18 protein-coding genes and 1 pseudogene are annotated in these 19,007 nt (G+C 50.3%); 3 read left to right on the forward strand and 16 right to left on the reverse strand.

Annotation, left to right across the window (positions count from 1 at the left end):
- Positions 1–16: 16 nt before the first annotated feature.
- The 12 genes and pseudogenes from DWX76_RS07140 to DWX76_RS07190 all read right to left on the reverse strand — a co-directional run bounded on the left by DWX76_RS07140 (position 17) and on the right by DWX76_RS07190 (position 11,382).
- The gene (locus tag DWX76_RS07140; protein ID WP_118522130.1) at positions 17–700 is read right to left on the reverse strand and encodes an HAD family hydrolase; all 684 of its coding nucleotides are present in this window, start codon (positions 698–700) and stop codon (positions 17–19) included.
- Between the two features lie 267 nt (positions 701–967).
- Positions 968–1,660, reverse strand: a complete 693-nt coding sequence (locus DWX76_RS07145) for an epoxyqueuosine reductase QueH (RefSeq protein WP_022359809.1) — start codon at positions 1,658–1,660, stop codon at positions 968–970.
- Positions 1,661–1,922: 262 nt separating this feature from the next.
- Positions 1,923–3,050: an RNA polymerase sigma factor RpoD gene (gene rpoD, locus DWX76_RS07150; RefSeq protein ID WP_022359808.1), complete on the reverse strand. Its 1,128-nt coding sequence runs from the start codon at positions 3,048–3,050 to the stop codon at positions 1,923–1,925.
- A 303-nt stretch (positions 3,051–3,353) separates the two neighbouring features.
- The gene (locus DWX76_RS15005) at positions 3,354–3,704 is read right to left on the reverse strand and encodes a hypothetical protein (RefSeq protein WP_347475013.1); all 351 of its coding nucleotides are present in this window, start codon (positions 3,702–3,704) and stop codon (positions 3,354–3,356) included.
- 58 nt (positions 3,705–3,762) lie between these two features.
- Positions 3,763–4,272 (reverse strand): diacylglycerol kinase family protein, encoded by a 510-nt coding sequence (locus tag DWX76_RS15010; protein ID WP_412694011.1) that lies wholly within the window; start codon positions 4,270–4,272, stop codon positions 3,763–3,765.
- Positions 4,273–4,310: 38 nt separating this feature from the next.
- A complete protein-coding gene (locus DWX76_RS07160) occupies positions 4,311–5,501 on the reverse strand; it encodes an A/G-specific adenine glycosylase (protein ID WP_118570390.1) in 1,191 nt (396 codons plus the stop codon).
- A 36-nt stretch (positions 5,502–5,537) separates the two neighbouring features.
- Positions 5,538–6,452, reverse strand: coding sequence for a biotin--[acetyl-CoA-carboxylase] ligase (locus DWX76_RS07165; RefSeq protein WP_412694012.1), 915 nt, complete (start codon positions 6,450–6,452; stop codon positions 5,538–5,540).
- 26 nt (positions 6,453–6,478) lie between these two features.
- Positions 6,479–6,787: a DUF6637 family protein gene (locus DWX76_RS07170; RefSeq protein WP_022359804.1), complete on the reverse strand. Its 309-nt coding sequence runs from the start codon at positions 6,785–6,787 to the stop codon at positions 6,479–6,481.
- A gap of 237 nt (positions 6,788–7,024) precedes the next feature.
- Positions 7,025–7,961: pseudogene (locus DWX76_RS07175) on the reverse strand (SPFH domain-containing protein).
- A gap of 5 nt (positions 7,962–7,966) precedes the next feature.
- Positions 7,967–8,404 (reverse strand): NfeD family protein, encoded by a 438-nt coding sequence (locus DWX76_RS07180; protein WP_118481789.1) that lies wholly within the window; start codon positions 8,402–8,404, stop codon positions 7,967–7,969.
- A 219-nt stretch (positions 8,405–8,623) separates the two neighbouring features.
- Positions 8,624–9,418 carry a TrmH family RNA methyltransferase gene (locus DWX76_RS07185; RefSeq protein WP_118293277.1) on the reverse strand — a complete coding sequence of 265 codons (795 nt, stop codon included), beginning with the start codon at positions 9,416–9,418 and terminating at the stop codon, positions 8,624–8,626.
- Entirely contained in the window at positions 9,415–11,382 is a 1,968-nt protein-coding gene (locus tag DWX76_RS07190) for an NAD(+) synthase (protein ID WP_181986239.1), read from the reverse strand. Before DWX76_RS07190 ends, DWX76_RS07185 begins: the two co-directional genes overlap by 4 nt.
- Positions 11,383–12,075: 693 nt before the next feature.
- Between DWX76_RS07190 and DWX76_RS07200 the strand changes: the two genes are divergently transcribed.
- A complete protein-coding gene (locus DWX76_RS07200; protein ID WP_118472060.1) occupies positions 12,076–13,185 on the forward strand; it encodes a ribonuclease H-like domain-containing protein in 1,110 nt (369 codons plus the stop codon).
- A gap of 1 nt (position 13,186) precedes the next feature.
- Here DWX76_RS07200 and DWX76_RS07205 read toward each other — a convergent pair whose 3' ends face one another.
- Complete coding sequence (locus tag DWX76_RS07205) at positions 13,187–13,807, reverse strand: DUF5662 family protein (RefSeq protein ID WP_022359798.1); 621 nt, start codon at positions 13,805–13,807, stop codon at positions 13,187–13,189.
- Positions 13,808–14,097: 290 nt separating this feature from the next.
- Here DWX76_RS07205 and DWX76_RS07210 point away from each other — a divergent pair, with 290 nt between their 5' ends.
- Positions 14,098–14,298, forward strand: a complete 201-nt coding sequence (locus DWX76_RS07210) for a cold-shock protein (RefSeq protein ID WP_022359797.1) — start codon at positions 14,098–14,100, stop codon at positions 14,296–14,298.
- A 232-nt stretch (positions 14,299–14,530) separates the two neighbouring features.
- On the opposite strand, the gene hslO is transcribed toward DWX76_RS07210, so the two are convergent.
- Positions 14,531–15,451, reverse strand: coding sequence for an Hsp33 family molecular chaperone HslO (gene hslO / locus DWX76_RS07215; protein ID WP_333489824.1), 921 nt, complete (start codon positions 15,449–15,451; stop codon positions 14,531–14,533).
- Positions 15,452–16,207: a class I SAM-dependent DNA methyltransferase gene (locus DWX76_RS07220; protein WP_022359795.1), complete on the reverse strand. Its 756-nt coding sequence runs from the start codon at positions 16,205–16,207 to the stop codon at positions 15,452–15,454. It abuts the gene before it with no gap.
- Between the two features lie 295 nt (positions 16,208–16,502).
- Between DWX76_RS07220 and DWX76_RS07225 the strand changes: the two genes are divergently transcribed.
- Complete coding sequence (locus tag DWX76_RS07225; RefSeq protein ID WP_147352089.1) at positions 16,503–17,198, forward strand: hypothetical protein; 696 nt, start codon at positions 16,503–16,505, stop codon at positions 17,196–17,198.
- Positions 17,199–17,294: 96 nt separating this feature from the next.
- Here the strand turns inward: DWX76_RS07225 and DWX76_RS07230 are convergent, their stop codons facing one another.
- Complete coding sequence (locus DWX76_RS07230; protein ID WP_118570391.1) at positions 17,295–19,001, reverse strand: ABC transporter ATP-binding protein; 1,707 nt, start codon at positions 18,999–19,001, stop codon at positions 17,295–17,297.
- Between the last annotated feature and the right edge of the window lie 6 nt (positions 19,002–19,007).

Consider the following 19,007-nt stretch of genomic DNA (forward strand, 5'->3'; position numbering starts at 1 on the left):
TGAACAAACACAGACACTACTCCATTCTTCCATGTGACTCATTCTTTTTCTTCACAATCTCCGCTACTTCCGACGGATGTGCCACAATATACTGCGGATGGCAGCCTTCCAGCTCTTCCCGGTCACGGAAGCCCCAGAGCACGCCGACCGTGTCCATTCCGGCATTCAGCCCAGTTTCCATATCTGTATTCGTATCGCCCAGATACAGACACTCTTCCTGTTTTATACCCAGTTCCCGGCAGATGGCGAACGCCCCGTCTGGAGCCGGTTTTTTCGGCGTTCCCGCCTGCTCGCCGCGCACCACATCAAAATATCCTTTCCCAAAGAATGTCTCAATATTCACAATTGCCTGATCATGCGGCTTGTTCGAAAGGACAGCCACATGTACACCCATCTCTTTTAACGACGCCAGCAGTTCCCGGATACCGTCATATGGCTCTACGTCTTTCAGGCAGTATTTAGAGAAATTCTCCATATAAATCGGAAGCGACGCTTCATAATGAACCAGCTTCTCATCCCCCGCCAGCACCAGCGCGCGTTTCATCTGCATCCGGTATCCATTTCCCACGATCCGTTTCGTTTCCTCCGGTGTAACATGGCGCAGTCCGAATGCATCCAATGTTAAATTTGTCACATAAGTCAGCGCATAAACCGTATTTAAAAGAGTTCCATCCAAATCAAATATACATAAGCGGTACATTGCGTTTCTTCCTTTCTGTTTCCATCTTTTCTTGTAACTTTTTTGTTACTGTTCACGCATACGTGCTCAGTAACGGAATTTGCCGTGGCTTCGCATTTAAATACGGCAAATTCCTGCTGCCACCACGTTTTCTTACGGCACTTTCGGTTCCAAAAGTGCCTACCTGTGAACAGTACCACTTTTCCCCTCACAGCCGATTCATACTTTCACAGCTACAGGCAATCATCCATACAAACTCATCTTCGACCAAACATATCGCCCCGCAAATCACGATGTTTCCTGCCTCTCCTTCTGCATCTGCTCTTCACGCTCCCGCTTCGAGAACACGCATCCGCAGTAATTCTGCCGGTATAGATGATACTGCGCCGACAGCTCGATCGAGCGCTTATATCCCTCTTTTTTCTTGAAATCCGACGGCAGAAATGCCACATGATACTCTTCTCCCATCGCCTGCCCGATCGTATTGAGGCGCCCGGCATTTTTGAGCGGACTGATCGTGAGGGTCGTCGTGAACCAGTCATAGCCGCCCTCGGCTGCCAGCTTCGCCGCTTCCCGGAGGCGCATCTCAAAACAAATACCGCAGCGCTCGCCGCCCTCCGGATCCTTCTCATGCCCCCGGACTGCCTCATAGTAGCATTCCGGGTCGTATTTTCCTTCTACAAACCGGATCGGATGCACCGCTGGAAGCTCCCGGATCAGCCGCTGTACCTCCTCCGTGCGCGCCTCATATTCCTCTTTCGGTGAAATATTCGGATTGTAGTAGAACACCGTAATCGAAAAATACTGCGACAGATATTCCAGCACGTAGCTGCTGCACGGCGCACAACAGCTGTGAAGAAATAAAGTCGGAACTCTACCGTCCCGGACTGCTGCATCCAGCACTTTTTCCATTTCTTTCTGATAATTCCGTTTCGCCGTCTGTGTCTTTCTGGCTGGCGGATTTTTCATTGGTTCCGACATTTTTCTCTCCTCTTTCTATAAGTTCCCATCTGTCCGTGCATTTTCCTTCCAGCACACGATACTTCTATCCGAAACGCTTCTTTCCTGACAAACATCATTTCCATCCTTAGACGTCATATGAAGATATGCACAATAATTCATATTCTTCAAAACTTGAAAAAGCAGCCTGTACCCACGGACGGGTACAAACTGCTTTATCTTTTTATTAAACCTTTCAGGAAATTCCAAACAAATTTCCCTTTTTACCAAAATGATACAACTCTTACAGGAAATCGCGAATCCGCTTGCTCCGGACCGGATTTCTTAATTTACGAAGTGCTTTTGCCTCGATCTGGCGGATACGCTCTCTCGTTACGTTGAATGCTTTTCCGACCTCTTCCAGGGTTCTCGGATGTCCGTCCTCCAGACCAAACCGGAGAATAATAACCTGACGCTCTCTCTCCTTCAGGTCTCCAAGCAATGCATCGATATGCTCACGCAGCATAACAGATTCTACATTCCCTTCCGGCGTTACCACGTTGCCGTCCGCTACGAAATCACCCAGATTGGAATCGTCTTCCTCACCGATCGGGGTTTCCAGGGAAGCTGGCTCACGTGCGATCTGCATGATCTCCATGACCTTATCCTCGGACATGCCAAGCGCCTCGGAAAGCTCTGCCACCGACGGCTCATAGCCCAGTTCCAGCGTCAGCTTACGCTGCATCTTGGACATCTTGTTGATCGTCTCTACCATATGCACCGGGACACGGATAGTTCTCGCCTGATCCGCCAGAGCCCTTGTAACAGACTGACGAATCCACCAGGTCGCATATGTACTTAACTTATAACCCTTTGTATAATCAAACTTCTCAACGCCCTTAATAAGACCCAGATTGCCTTCCTGAACCAGATCCAGGAAGCTCATGCCGCGTCCTGTATAGCGCTTTGCAATGCTGACAACCAGGCGCAGGTTTGCCTCAATCAGGCGCTCTTTTGCATTCACATCCCCCTCTGCTTTGCGCTTTGCAAGGCGGATCTCCTCCTCCGCGCTCAGAAGCGGAACGGTACCGATCTCTTTCAGGTACATGCGGACCGGATCTTCCGTGCCGATTCCCTCTAACAGATCGATCGCATCCAGATCGATATCCTCTTCCTCGTTCTTGAGGAATTCATCATCCACATCATCATCGAGCATCGAATCATTTTCCTTGAGGATCGAATCATCGATCACCTCCGGAATGACATCAATATTATTCTGCTCCAGATAATTGTAAATCTGCTCCATCTGCTCTGTCTGCAGATTATCGCCCATAAAAAAGTTATTGATCTCTGTCACGTCCAGCGCGTTCTGCTTGGACTTTGCTAACTCTACCAGTTTCCTTAACTTACCTAAAAAATTTTCTTTCTCCACGAATTAACGTCCTTTCGATTTATTTCGCTTAGAAGTTTCTTTATATCTAACGTGATATTGTCCCTCGATTGTTTGTGTGCTTTTATTTCCCTGCACCTTTCCCTGCAATATCCCGAAAGTACATTATATACGATTAAATTCTATTTTTCAACAATTTTCGAAATTTTTCGATCTATTTCTATTTAGGCAGTTACTGTTCACGCATACGTGCCCAGTAACGCAATTTGCCGTGGCTTCGCATTTAAATACGGCAAATTCCTGCTGCCACCACGTTCTCTTACGGCACTTTCGGTTCCAAAAGTGCTACCCGCGAACAGTAACTTCAGGCACCCTGATCGCAATCTCTCTTGGTTTATTTTCAATCACGACCTCTGTCTGGCTTCCGCCAAACTCACCGTCCAGCGACCAGTCCACCAGCTCCTCCGACTGTACCGTCAGTTTCGAGGTGCGGAACTTGAATACGCATTCATTTTCGCCCTCTCTCTGAATCAGATAAGCAGCAATACTTGCAATGTCAAGCGGCGTGCGCGGTTTCCGGACCAGAAGCACCTCAAACTCCCCGTCATCCAGCGCCACGTCCATACCAACCAGTCCTTTAAAACCTCCGATCGAGGTCGTATTGGTCACCATTCCCAGAATAAATTCCTCTTCCAATTCTCTCTGCTCCCCCAGATGTTCCCACGTAAGGCGCATCCGGTAGGATTTAAGCCTGTCAGGCGTTTGATGGCTTCCAGCATATATGCTGATGCCCCAAAATATTTTTCGTCTCCTGCGGGGTCGAATAGGATACCTCAGTAAATGCTCCGAACGCCGCCACATAGACGAAATATCGGTTTTTACCGAATACACCGACATCCACCAGAAATGGTTTTCCCAGCGCAGCTGTCTGCGCCGCTTTCCGCATATTTTTCGGAAGTCCCAGACTGGATGCGAAATCATTCGTGGAACCCGACGGGATATACCCTAACTCCGGACGCTTTTCCGGGGTGATCGTCATCAGCCCCGATACCACCTCGTTGAGCGTACCGTCCCCGCCGCTGCACACGACCAGTTCCTTCGTTTTCGCACGTGCCGCCTGATACTCCGCATCCTTCGGGCCCTGCGTAATATAAACAGACGGTCCATAGCCCGCCTTTACAAAACTATCTAAAATTTCAAGAAGACGACTTCGAATCTGTTCTTTGCCAGATCTCGGATTGATGATAAAAAGCATTTTTTTCATAATCGCCATTTCTCCCGCTCCCCCACACTAACAGTATTTCATATTAATATATTTGTATACACGCGAAATGCATTGGGGATCGGATAGCGATCCTGCAGCTGTGCCCGGCACACCATCAAAACTGCTTTATCCTGATAGCCGGACGCCCGTTTCAGGCGGATTCTGCGTCCACACATATGCCATTCAACATGGGAAAAAATGTGGACTGCATCCGGCAGATCCTCGGTTTCCCTGATATCCGCCTCCGCGATCCCCAGTTCTTTCGCTGCCTCCGCCGCGCTCTTTTTTCCGTCCAGATTGACATATTCGTAGAGAGATGCCAGCAATCCCTTGCTACTGCGCTTGCGGATCGCCACCGTATCCTCCCACTCAATCAGGCAGACCGTTTTTTCCTCGATCCGGCGCGGCTTTTTCGGCGGCTTGACCGGATATTGCTCCTCCTCTCCCCGCCGGTGCGCCAGACAAAGGGATTCCAGCGGGCACTTCTCACAGAGCGGACGTCCGCCCGGGATGCAGACAAGCGCGCCCAGCTCAATCCATGCCTGATTATATTCACCTGGATGAAATAGCTCTTCTGACCGTAATGCCGTGGAAACCTCACCGGCATCATCACCGGCTGACAAATAGGAATCTCTTTCCTCCGTCCGGCGCACAAGTTCCGCCTCCAGGAGCCGCTCATATTTCTTTCGAAGCGCCGGCTTCGTGCTGTCCTGTGGGTCAGCAAACAGGCGTGTCAGAACACGCACCACATTTCCATCCAGCGCCGGAGCCGGCAGATCATACGCGATCGACGCAACTGCCCCGGCTGTATAACTTCCGATGCCCGGAAGTTTCAATATCTCATCCCGCGACGCAGGCATCTGACCGCCGTAGTCTTCCATCAGGCAGACCGCTGCCTTTTTTAGATTCCGGGCTCTGGAATAATACCCAAGTCCCTCCCACAGCTTCAAAAGCCGATCTTCGTCCACCTGCGCGAGCGAGGTGATGTCCGGGAGTGCTTCCATAAAACGGGCAAAGTACGGTTTGACCGCCTCTACCCGCGTCTGCTGCAGCATGATCTCCGAAATCCAGACCGAATACGGTTCCGGATTCTCCCGCCACGGAAGGAGCCGCCGGTTTTTCCGGTACCAGGAGAGCAATGGAGCGCCGGATGCCGCCAGCCTCTCTTCTTCCGCATAAGGTATTTCCCCCTCTAAAGGCTTCAACGACGCATAAAAATCTTTATACATATCCGTAAATGCCCCGGACAGATACCTCTCCTGAGATCACCTTGCACACCTTTCCGTCTTCTGTGCGGACCAGCAGTTCGCCCATCTCTCAATTCCGAGCGCCATTCCAGTATACTCATTGCCCGGAGACAGGACGCGCACCTGTGTACCGCAGTTTGCCAGACGGCTGTTATAAACGTCCATCAGGGATTTCATGTTCTGGTTTTCCATGAATTTATCATAATATCCCTCATACGCACGCATGATCGCGGCGATAAGCTGGCTGCGGCGCACTTCTTTTCCTGTCTCCAGATACAGAGACGTTGCCACATCCCGAATCTCCTCCGGGAACTCGTGATTTGCCACGTTGATGCCAATACCAGTCACGATATAATTAATACACTCTAATTCCGTGCTCATCTCGGTCAGGATACCGCAGACCTTCTTTCCATTGACGACGATATCGTTCGGCCACTTGATCTTTGCCTCCAGATCGCAAACCTCCCGAATCCCGTCGGCAACTGCCAGAGCCGCCACCAGCGTCAGCATCGACGCGCAGGTCGGAGGAAGCTCCGGGCGCAGAAGCAGGCTCATCCAGATGCCGACGCCATGCGGCGCCGCCCAGCTTCTTCCGCGGCGTCCCTTTCCCATCGACTGATAATCCGCGACTGCCAGCGTACCGTGCGGGGCATCTTTCTCCGCCGCTTTCTTGATCTCAGTATTAGTTGAATCTGTCTCGTCAAAATATAAAATATTTTTTCCAGCCCACTCGCTGTCGATGCTGCTCTCCAGCTCTGCCTGGCTGAGAACATCGCCCAGGAAACGCAGCCGGTAACCGCGGTTCCGGACCGCCTCTATCTCATATCCTTCTGCCTCCAACTGTTTGATAACTTTCCAGACTGCCGTCCGTGATACATTTAAACGCTCACAGATCTCCTGTCCGGACAGGTAATCATCCGTTTCTTTTAACATTCGCAAAACTTCTGTTTTCACTTTTATTACCCCCACCATATTGTAAGTGTACTGACAATACATAAAAGGAACAATCCTGCTCCCACAGCCATCAGGATCATTCCGCCGGTCCGCAGATGCTTTCTTCCCCTTCCCCGGCGATAGCGGTCATAGCCATTGGCAAAATTCAGTACCGCCGCCAGAAGAAAGATTACCGGAAACAAAATCCGGTTTTCATCCGGGTTCAGAAACGCAAGAACCGCAAATATCACGATCAATATACCCACTACGATATGAAGCATATCCAGGGCAAACGCGATATTCGCGCTTTTCTTTCTTTTTTCCTGCAGGTTCAACGCATCCACTCCTTACTTATATTCGCAAACAACAGCTTCATTCTTCATATAGCACATAGCTTCTTGCACGTACCCTTTCATCAACATATATGGGTACACATATCACTATGGGATATTATACCGAATGTCCGCAGGCTTGTCAAAAAAGAAATCGAAAAAGGCTGCGGTTCCTGCTTTACATAACCACCAGCCTTTTCTTATACCTTCTTTTTATAACTTAGAGCCGCTCACTCCCGGCTACTCTGCCTTTTGACCATCCGCGCCAACTTCTGTCAGACCCTTTACCAGACCGGCAATGCCTGGATCTCGGACGGATGATGATCTTTGTTGCCTTGCCGTCCGCTGCTTTGGCAAATGCCTCCAGGCTCTTGAGCTGCAGCACTGCATTGTCCGCGCCTGCTTCCTTGATGAAACGAAGTCCGTCTGCTTCCGCTTTCTGGACTTTGAGGATCGCTTCCGCCTCACCTTCTGCCTCGCGGATCATCTTTTCCTTCTGTGCCTCTGCACGCAGGATCGCCGCTTCCTTCTCTGCTTCTGCTTCCAGAATCGCGGACTCTTTCTTACCTTCGGCTACCAGGATCGTCGATTTCTTCTCGCCTTCGGCACGGAGAATGGACTCACGGCGCTCACGCTCTGCCTTCATCTGTTTCTCCATCGCATCCTGAATAGCTGCCGGAGGAATGATATTTTTCAACTCAACACGGTTTACCTTGATTCCCCACGGGTCTGTCGCCACATCAAGTGCAGCGCGCATCTTCGTGTTGATCGTCTCACGGGAGGTTAAGGTCTGGTCAAGCTCGAGATCACCGATGATATTTCGAAGGGTGGTCGCCGTCAGGTTCTCGATCGCCATGATCGGATTCTCAACACCATAAGCAAACAGCTTCGGATCCGTGATCTGGAAAAATACAACCGTATCAATCTTCATCGTAACGTTATCCTTCGTGATAACCGGCTGCGGTGCAAAATCTACAACCTGCTCTTTTAAAATGACTCTTTTTGCCACGCGGTCAATGAACGGCACCTTGAAATGCACGCCAACCGACCATGTCTCCAGATAAGCACCCAGACGCTCTACGACTAATGCCTGTGCCTGCGGCACGATCCGGATACAGGATGACAAAATCAGAAGTACCACAATCGCAATGACAAGAAAACTGATAACTGCTCCCATATTTCCTACTCCTCCTTACATTTGCTGACAATCAGCTTGACGCCGCTGACCGCCTGAATCTGTACCATCGTATCTCTCGGAATCCGGCTTCCATCCGCCGAGCGTGCCGTCCATTCCTGACCGGACACCATCGCCGTCCCTCTCGCCTCGTCGTTATCAATCTCTGCGGTTACCCGCGCTTTTTTACCCACCAGCGCGTCTACATTGGTTCGCACCGTCTTCTGATTGATATACCGGAGTGCCAATGGTCTTGTTGAATACAAAAGAAGGAATGAAACAACGACAAACACTGCCAGCTGAATGTAAAGATTCACTCCCGCGATCGACAGGACACACGCAATCAGAGCGCCTCCAGCAAACCAGATCGAAGTCAGCGCCATCGACGCTGCTTCCAGCCCGATACACACTACAAACACCGCCAGCCAGACACACCATACTGCCATGTCATCCCCTCCTTCCATATAGGTCTTTTGACCCTGATATCTTAAAACTAGTATACGATATTTTCTGACATTTATCAACCAATCAGCTCTGTTTTTGAACTTACGGTTTTATTACAAACTTCTTAATGGAACATATCGATCTGCAGTTCAATTTATTTCTTCACAGCTCTCTATTTGCACAAACTATCCGGCTTAAAACATTGTTTCAAAAAATGCAATTTACTGCCGTCTCTGCCGTGCCGTCTCAAACAGCAGCACCGAAGCCGCCACCGCTGCATTGAGGGATTCAACCTTTCCAGCCATCGGAATCCTCACCCACGCGTCAGCAAGCGCCGCCGTCTCCTCGGTCAGACCATTTGCCTCATTTCCGATCAGGAAGCCGGACGGACCTGTATAATTTTCTTCTTCGTAGTTATGTTTCCCCTTTAAATGTGCCGCATAGAGGCGGATTCCCTGCTTTTTTACTTCCCCGATCGTCTGATGCAGGTCGTCCGTGTAGATAAACGGCACCCGGTAGATCGAGCCCATCGTGGAACGGATGACCTTCGGGCTGTAAATATCAGCTGAACCACGGTCAAGAATGATGCCTGTCACACCCGCCCCCTCTCCGGCACGCAGGATTGTTCCCAGATTACCCGGATCCTGCAGCGTCTCCAGAATCACAAGCTCCGGTGCCTTTCCGTCCGGGCTATTTTTCAGCACATCTGAGAGCTGATAAGAAAACTGTTCCGCTACCGCCAGGATACCCTGCGGTGTCTGGGTGTCCGACATATGGCGCATGACCTCATCCGTCACCGTCTCATACCGGCAGCCAGCCAGCAGTTTTTCTGCTCTTTCCCCCTGCTGGCGCAGAAAATTTTCCGACACATAGACTTCGCGGCGTCTCTCCACCGGCAGTTCCCCGAACATCTTCGGACCTTCCACCAAAAAGACGCCCTGTTCCCGTCTTGCTTTTGCTTTCTTTGCAAGCGCCGTCACCGCTCTGACACGGGCGTTGCCCGTGCTCGCGATCACAGGCTGCCTCCTGCCGCTTTCGTCTCCGGCACTCCGTAAACGCAATCCTCATCCAGTGTTTCCAGCTCCTCCAGCCACAGGCGGCTGCACGCATCGCTCGGCATACGCAGGTCGCCGCGCGGCGATACTGCAGCAGAACCTACCTTCGGACCATCCGGCAGGCAGGAACGCTTAAACTGCTGGTTGAAGAAACGGCGGTAGAACACCTTCAGCCATTTAAGGATCGTTTCCTTATCATAAGCACCGTCAAATGCCTGACGCGCCAGGCGGTAAATCTTGCCCGGACGGTAGCCGAATCTTAATATATAGTAGAGATAGAAATCATGCAGCTCATAAGGACCAACCAAATCCTCCGTTTTCTGTGCGATCTTTCCATCCTCCTCCGGCGGCAGAAGCTCCGGGCTGACCGGCGTATCCAGTACATCCAGCAGAATATCAGAAAGCTCTTTCTCGCCACAGGTATCTGCATAATAGCGCACCAGATGGCGCACCAGCATCTTCGGAACCGAGCAGTTGACACCGTACATCGACATATGATCGCCGTTGTAGGTCGCCCAGCCAAGCGCCAGCTCCGACATATCGCCGGTGCCGATGACAAGACCGCCGATCTTATTGGCAAGATTCATCAGAACCAGCGTCCTCTGGCGTGCCTGTGAATTTTCATACGTTACATCATGAACCGACGGATCCTGTTCAATGTCACGGAAATGGATAGTAACTGCCTCTCGGATATCGACTTCTTTCAAGGTTGCACCCAGCTTTTTCGTGAGCTGGCAGGCATTCTGGTACGTCCGGTCAGTCGTACCAAAGCACGGCATCGTCACAGACAGGATATTTTCACGCGGAATCCCCAGCAGATCAAAGGCGCGCACGGTTACTAAAAGGGCCAGCGTTGAATCCAGACCGCCTGAAATACCAACGACAGCATGGCGGCATCCGGTATGTTTGAGACGTTTTTTCAATCCCATCGCCTGGATCGAAAGGATCTCCTCGCAACGGCGGTTCCGGCTGCCCGCATCGTGTGGGACAAACGGGGTCGGATCGATCGCGCGCTCCAGCGCAAGCGGTTTCCGATCCAGCGTAAAGCTTACAAACCGGTAATCCTCACGGCCTTCTGTCTGATAGGTCGTCATCCGGCGGCGCTCACATTCCAGACGTTCCAAATCGATATCTGCGTAGATCGTCTGATTCTCAAATCGCGCTGACTCCGACAGGATATTGCCATTCTCAGCGATAATATTCTGGCCGCCAAAAACGAGATCCTGGGAAGACTCTCCCTCGCCCGCATTGGCGTAAATATACGCACAGAGCAGCCGCGCCGACTGACCGCTGATCAGACTTCTGCGGTACTCGCTCTTGCCTGTCACCTCATCGCTGGCAGAACAGTTGACGATCACCGTTGCCCCCGCCGACGCGTGTGCAATACTCGGTGGATTTAAAACCCAGACGTCCTCGCAGATCTCCGCCCCCACGACGAGATTTTCCACATTGTCACAGGAAAATAAAAGCTTCATTCCCATTGGCACCTGATAACCGTCCCAGGAAACGTCGATTGTCTTTTCCCAGCCCGGGTTGAAATAACGTCCCTCATAAAATTCAGAATAGTTTGGAATCCATCTCTTCGGAACCAGACCGAGCAGCTTTCCATCCTGGATCGCCGCTGCCACATTGTACAATTTATTGTTGTATTCCCACGGAAGTCCTACAAATACAAGCATTGAATCGCCAGCTGTAAAGGCGATCAGCTTCCTAAGCTCTTCCTTTGCCTTCGCCAGCAGCGATTTCTGGATAAACAGCTCACCGCATGTATATCCCGTCAGCACCAGCTCTGGAAATACCATAATCGAAGCGCCCTTTTTGCGCCCCTCCTCTATCTGTTCACAAACCTGTTCCCGGTTGTACTCTACATCTGCCACCTTCACTTCCGGCGTTGACGCGGCAACCCGGATAAAGCCATCTCTTATCATATGGTTTGTCTCCCTTATAAATGATTTTTAGAAACACATATTTATTGTAGCGGTCACTATACAAAAAGTCAAACACATAGGACGAAGTTTCCTATGACATAAAAAGAGAGCCGCTTTTCCCCCACAGAAAGCAGCTCTCCGGTCACGTTCACAACCGTTACATTAAATAGTTTGATTGCTGTATGTAAATATACCACTCTTTTCCAATTTTGTCAACGTCACCTTTGTCATTTTGCACAATAAATCTTTTTCTTTTTTCGACAAGAAAAAGCAATTTTCACAGTTCTTTTTTACGAATCTTTCCGCTTTCAGTCTTTGGAAACTCCTTTAGCAAGGCAAATTCGCGCGGGATCTCATAATCTGCCAGTCTTTCCGCCAAAAATTCCCGAATTGCCATATTGGTACAACCACATTTCCCGCTGTCACTTCCGACATTTTCTAGTATATCGGAATTTCAAAAGATTGCCAAACTTGTACCACTGAAGGTTTACAAATTGTTTTTCTTTTTACTCAACTGCCAGAACGGATATTTCACGATACCGGGTGTGTTATTGTTTTGTCGTTTTAAACGGTTGCTTTTCACTTCCGATAAATTTATAATAACGCCATAGGTTACAGTCTGAAACCAATCCCCGACGCAATGCGGATCTGGGGCGGACATTATAAACCGACACAGGAGGATACTGCCAAATGATTACCATTCAAAATCCGCTGACCTTTACTTCCTCTTATCCGCCCAAACGGTTAGGAGCTATCTCCGATCTGCTTTTTTTCGATATCGAGACGACCGGCTTTTCCGGCGACTACGCCTCGGTCTATCTGATCGGCTGCGTCTGGCACGACGGAAACACCTGGATTCTGACCCAGTATTTTGCCGAGACGAGGGATGCAGAGGAAGAGGTTCTCGACGCTTTTTTTGCACTTCTCCGGACAAAGCGCATCCTCGTCCATTTCAACGGCGACGGGTTTGACATTCCATTTCTGACGAAACGCTGTGTTTTTTATAAAAAGGACTGGAATTTTGAAGCGGTTGAAAGTTTTGATATTTATAAGAAAATACGCCCATTAAAAAAATTGCTGGGACTTGAAAATCTGAAACAGAAAAGCATCGAGCGGTTCCTCGGCATTGCCCGCGAAGATAAGTACAACGGCGGTCAGCTCATCGAGGTTTACGGTGAATATTTACAGACGCACTCTGAATTGCTGAAACACCTTCTGATTCTCCATAACGAGGATGACTTAAAGGGAATGCCGCAGATTCTGCCGATTCTCGCCTACCCGGACTTTCTGACCGGCGATTTTTCTTTCAAAGGTTCAGAAAGCCGTGATATCCCATATGCGGACGGAAACTCAGAAAAGCACCTGCTGCTTCACTATGAAAGTCCCGTCTCTCTGACAAGCGGATTCCAGTTTTCCATCGGTGATCTGGAGCTGTCGGCGGAAGGAAACCGCCTGACGCTCGACCTTCCATTATATTCCGGGGAGCTGAAACGATTTTACAACGATTATGAGAATTATTACTATATGATCTACGAGGACTGCGCCATCCACAAAAGTGTCGGTCAGTATGTGGATCGCTCCGCCCGCAAGAAGGCAACCGCCAAAACGTGCTACACCCGCGCAGCCGGGCTGTTTGTGCCGCAGCCGCTTCTTGCAGATGGCACTCCGATGTGGCATGAATGCCTGAAAGCAGACTATAAGAGTAAGCAGCTGTTTGTGCCGTATTCAGAACAGCTTTTCACAGATCCAGAGACGGCAGTGCTGTACTTACATAATTATCTGAGAGAATTGTCCTTATAAATTACAGCACCCGTCCACGCTCTCTTATCTCCCGGATCACGTGTCCCATCCGTTTTCTCCGGACTGCCTGTTCTTTCGCCCTCTCCCGTGCAAGCAGCGCCCGGATGAACGCAAAGGTTCTCTCCTCGCCCTGTTCTTTCAGCATCGTGAGGAGATATTCCAGCTGGTACTTCGTCCTCGGGTGCATCACGACAAAATCTCTTCCTCTTTCAAAGTATTCCCACGCACACGCATCCGTGTAATCTTTTCCCTTATAAACCTTCGACGCGGCAATCCGGTCCATTACCATCTCGATCAGGTAGCGAAGGGGCATTTTATTGCCGACAAGCCCCCAGGACTTGTCCGGTGCAAAATCGATCCAATATTCGAAATGATGTTTGTTGCGTCCCTTGTGGTGCAGCCATGCCGCCGAATAGCCCTTTTCTTCTTTTTCCGCCGCATTTGGGCTGCGGTTTCCCTGATAATATTTAACGCCGGTCGCAAATTCCTCCCAGGAATACTTGGACAGGTCGTGCAGAAGTCCCTGGCGGTACAGCCCTACCGCAAAGCAGTTTTTCATGACCTCGCATTTATGTTTCGTGATCGTCAAAAAATGATGATACGCATTGTAAATATAATTCATTTTCCTACCTCTTTCCCCTTTCCTTTCCTCCTATTTTACCCCCCGTATTCTGGTTTGACAACCCCACTTTCTTTCGCGGCTTTCTGGAAAATACCCGTTACTGGGCACACATGTGTGTACAGTAACAAATGCCCTTATTTTCCACAAAAATTTAACTATTTTTAAATGTCTGAATTTCCAGAAATTTTATGCGAAAACGTTTGACATCAATATGAAACTATGCTATTCTTGGAACAGGTCGTAAATCCATGCGGCCATCACTATTTTTTATATTTTTTTGGAGGTATCATATGAACAGAGGTACTGTAAAGTGGTTCAACAACCAGAAAGGTTACGGATTTATCTGCGACGAGCAGGGCAACGATGTATTCGTTCACTACTCCGGACTGAACATGGAAGGCTTCAAGTCTCTTGAGGAAGGCGCTCAGGTAGAGTTCGAAGTTGTTAACGGTGCTAAGGGACCGCAGGCTACTAACGTAACCAAGCTTTAATCATCAACTTTCCAGTGTACCTGTTTTCCAAATATGTTTGATATATATTTTGCGAATACGTTATATTGATCTAAGTAAAGTGATTATAAAAAGGGATACCGCTTCGGCAGTATCCCTTTTTCGTCACTGCTCACACATGTGTGAACAGTGACCTTTTTTCTGTCCTGCCATGCGGAACATATCCAAATATCCTTTTTCCGCACAGCAGCCATATCTATTATCTCATTTCTTTTTACTTCTTAGCTTTCTCGTACAGTTTTTTCAGCTCATCCACACTAAATTCATAGTGCTTGTTGCAGAACTGGCAGTTGACTTCGATGCTCTTGCCCTCGTCGATCATCTCCTGCAGCTCCTTGCCGCCGATGCTGATCAGCGCCTTTTCTACACGGCTCTTGGTGCAGTTGCAGGTAAACTGAATCGGCATCTTATCCAGAATCTCCAGACCAAATTGTCCTAAAATCAGCTCCAGAATGTCCTCCGGGGTCATTCCCTTATTTAACATCGTCGTCACCGGCTCCAGCTCACCGATCGTCTTTTCAAGTGCCGCGATCGTCGCTTCCTCTGCTCCCGGAAGCAGCTGGATGATAAATCCGCCTGCCTGGCGCACCGTATTTTCTTTATTCATCAGAACGCCCAGTGCCACGGAGGACGGAGTCTGCTCGGAGGTCGCATAGTAATAAGTCAGATCTTCCGCAATCTCACCCGTTACCAGGATCGTCTGTCCCACATACGGCTCTTTCAAACCGATATCCTGGATTACGCTCAAGACGCCGACTCCCAGCGCACCGCCCACATCCAGTTTTCCCTTCGCATTCGGCGGCAGCATTACCTCCGGGTGGAACGCGTAGCCCTTGACATTGCCGTTCTTATCAGCTGTCACCGTCAGACCGCCGATCGGACCATCGCCCTCGACCCGGATGGTTAAAAGATCACTGTCCGCTTTCATCATCGATCCCATCATGACCCCTGCCGTCATCAGGCGTCCCAGCGCTGCGGTCGCCACCGGGCTGGTATTGTGCGCCTGTCTGGCTTTCTCCACCAGATCGCGGGAAGTCGCCGCAAATGCGCGGATCTGACCATTCGCCGCCGTCGCACGGAGCATATAATCTCCGGTCTGTCCCGTTATTTCACCTGCTTTTATCTTTTCCATCATTTATACCTCTTTTCCATGTTCTCTCGCAACCACATAGATTCGGTCGCTCTCTTTTCGCGGCGCGTTCTTCGTAAATGCGTCATACGCCGCCACAAATTCCATGCCCGCCTCTGTGAGCGCCTTTTTTATCTCGTCCAACGACCACGCGCGCTCAAAATGCGTCTCCTGATAGCGGCGGTATAAGTCATCCTCCTCGCGGATAAAGAGCGTCAGATCGTAGGAGTTAATTTTCTCCTCTTCATCATACTCATTTTCCCAGATGAAGCTCCCCTCGTCGCGCACCTCCGCGATCGTCTCACTTCCCATTGCCTGAAACTTTGCCTCCGTGTTCAGGTCGAAAATGAACATTCCCTTCGGATCCAGATAATTGTTGACCAGCGAAAATACGTGCGCCAGATCGTCATAATCCAGAATATAATTCAGCGAATCGCAGATACTCACGACCGCCCGGACCGTCCCGTACAATTCAAATTCACGCATATCCTGCAATAAATACAGAATTGGCAGCCCGGATTCTGCCCGTTTTTCGATTGCTTCCTGCAGCATATCCTCCGAGACATCCACGCCGATCATATCATAGCCTTCCTTTGCCAGAAGCTCCGTCAGCGTGCCGGTTCCGCATCCCAGATCCAGCACCAGACCATCGTTGATCCCATATTCCTTTAAAAGAGAAGTCAGGTACCCGCACCAGTCCTCATAGGGAATATTATCCATAAACATATCATATACTTCCGCAAAACTCGTGTAAGCGTCCATTTAGCCTCTCCTTCTATATTGCCGATGCAAAAATGACTGCCATGCACCGAAAGCTTTCCCTTACTGCACAATCTCCTTCCGATGCCAGCACTCCCATCATAGCAATTTTTCGCCCTGTTTGCAAGAATAATTGAAAAAGCACGCGCAGATGACCAGGAATGGAGTAATTGTTCACAGGTAGGCACTTTTGGAACCGAACGTGCCGTAAGAAAACGTGGTGGCAGCAGGATTTTGTCGTATACACTAACTCTTGACGTTCCACGCAGAACTGACTATACTAGAGCGTATGAAAAATTTGACTGAAAAACAAAAACATTCCCCCATCAAAAGCCGCCGTTTTTACCGTCGGCAGATGTGGCTTCCGGCGCTGGTGCTGATCGCATCCATCCTGCTCCTGTGGCAGAATGCCGGGGAAAATTCACACTCCCCGCGGCCGATAAACAGCCAGTGCAAGTTTGAAGATTTTTATAACCCGGCTCAGCCCTATGTCTCGGTGAACGCTCCTTCCTTATATTATACAGGGTGCGCTGCCTACGATGGAAAAAAAGAGACCGGATATTATTATTACTCTCTGGAAAATGGAACCTGCCATTTCTATCTGCTCGATCCGTCTTCCGGCTATCCAGAGCCGCCCGAACGCAAAGCACTTTCATTAAACGGGCGTTTGATCCGCCTGAACGAGGATACCTATGAATCGCTTCTCCAGACGATGGCGGACAGTCTCTCCTGGACGGTGAGCTCCCTGCGGAACATGACTTCTCCTTATATCATATCCGCTCTGCCGTATCCCGCTCTGACGCATGAGGTATTTCATCTATTAGCCGGATGTGCGTTTCTGATCGCCCTGGTGGATCTGATCTGGCTTTTTTACCATTCACTCCGGCACCGCCGGGAGCCGCTGCAGCTTTCCGGTGAGGCACAGCAGGGGCAGCAGGATTCTTCCAGTGAGCAGCCGCGCACTTTGATTTCCCACCGCAGGAAAAAACATTGACAGACGATTCAAGCCATGCCGCTTTCCCTGGCATAGTCTGAACCGTCTGTCTTTTTTCGGCTGCTATTTCGTTTTTCTCTATTTCAGCTTATCAGATTATGCTTCTATCTGAATACACCGCGCCCAGTGTGTCCTTGAAAGTTGTACTGCCTCCGGTGACAGCGGCACATGGGCACACGCCTCTCTTCTCTTCGGACAGCGCTCATAAAAGATACACTTCTCCGCACTCTGCTTTCCTGCCTCCGCATCCAGTTCCATTGTATCCCCGCCGATCGCCGCTTCCAGCAGAAGTTTCGTGTACGGGTGCGCCGGATGCTCATAGATCTCTTCTGCCAGACCCTCTTCCACAATCACACCCTTGTAAATGACCATGACACGGCTGCAGAGCCCGCGCACGACGTTCAGATCGTGGGAAATAAAGAGGATGGTCATCTGCTTTTCGGCATGCAGCTTCAAAATCAGGTTCAAAATCTGGGACTGGACCGTCACATCAAGCGCCGAAACAGGCTCATCCGCGATCACCAGGCGCGGATCCATGAGAAGTGCCACGCCGATGCTGATGCGCTGTTTCTGACCGCCAGAAAGCTCTCTCGGATGGCGCGCCGCAAAGGACTCGTCCAGTCCGACATTTTCAAGCATTTCCTTCACAAGCTGCCTGCGCTCTGTGCGGTCCCTGATGCCGCGCAGGCGCAGCGGTTCTTCCAGAATCCATCCGATCGTCCGCGCCGGGTTGAGCGATCCCGCCGGATCCTGAAATACCATCTGCGGACGGACGCCGTCACGCACTTTCACCTCACCCGTATAATTGTCGTGAAGTCCTAGGATCGTCTTGCTGAGCGTCGATTTGCCGCAGCCGCTCTCGCCCACGATCCCCACAATCTCTCCCTCTCTTGCCGACAGGTTCAGATCGTGAATTACGTGTTTTTTTCCTTTTTTACGGAACAGACCGCCACGCACATCGTAAAATACGTTCAAATCCGTCAGGCGCAGGATCTCCCCGCCGGAGCTTTCCCCTTTTTCTCCCTCCGGAATCGACGCCACCAGATGGCGCGTATATTCATGCTTCGGATGCAGAAGGACGTCTTCCGTCTGCCCTTCTTCCACGATCTCGCCCTTATAAACCACGATCACACGGCTGCAGAGCGCACGCACAACATTCAGATCATGGGAAATAAAGAGAATCGACGTTCCCTTGGTCCGGTGGATATTCCGCAGAAGCTCCAGGATCTGTGCCTGAACGACACAGTCTAACGCTGTCGTCGGTTCATCCGCAATCAGAAGACTCGGAGAATTGATCATCGCCTGCGCGATCATCACACGCTGGCGCATGCCGCCGGAAAGCTCATGCGGGTATTTACCGCACAGCCCCTCCGGGTCCGGCAGACCGACTTCTGAGAGTGCCTGCACCACCCGTTCATGGATCTCAGCATTTCCGAGTTTCGTATGGATCCGCAGGCTTTCCCCGACCTGCCGTTCGATTTTCAATACCGGATTTAAGGAGGTCATCGGCTCCTGAAAGACCATCGCCATTTTGCTGCCGCATAGCTGTCTCCGCTTTTCCGGTTTCATGGTCACCAGATCTTCTCCCTGAAAACAGAGCGATCCGGAGGCAATCTCGGCGTCCTTCGGAAGCAGCCCCATCAGTGCAAGCGCACTCATGGATTTTCCTGACCCTGACTCGCCGACTACTCCGACGATCTCGCCTTTTCCGATCGAAAAGCTGATGCCCTTGACTGCCTCAAAGGTCGAATTTCCTTCTGGAAAACGGATCGACAGATTTTTTATTTCAACCAATGGTTCCATCTTTTC

The sequence above is a fragment of the Clostridium sp. AF21-20LB genome (genome assembly GCF_003478795.1).
In the GTDB taxonomy this organism is placed as follows: Bacteria; Bacillota; Clostridia; order Lachnospirales; family Lachnospiraceae; genus Otoolea; species Otoolea fessa.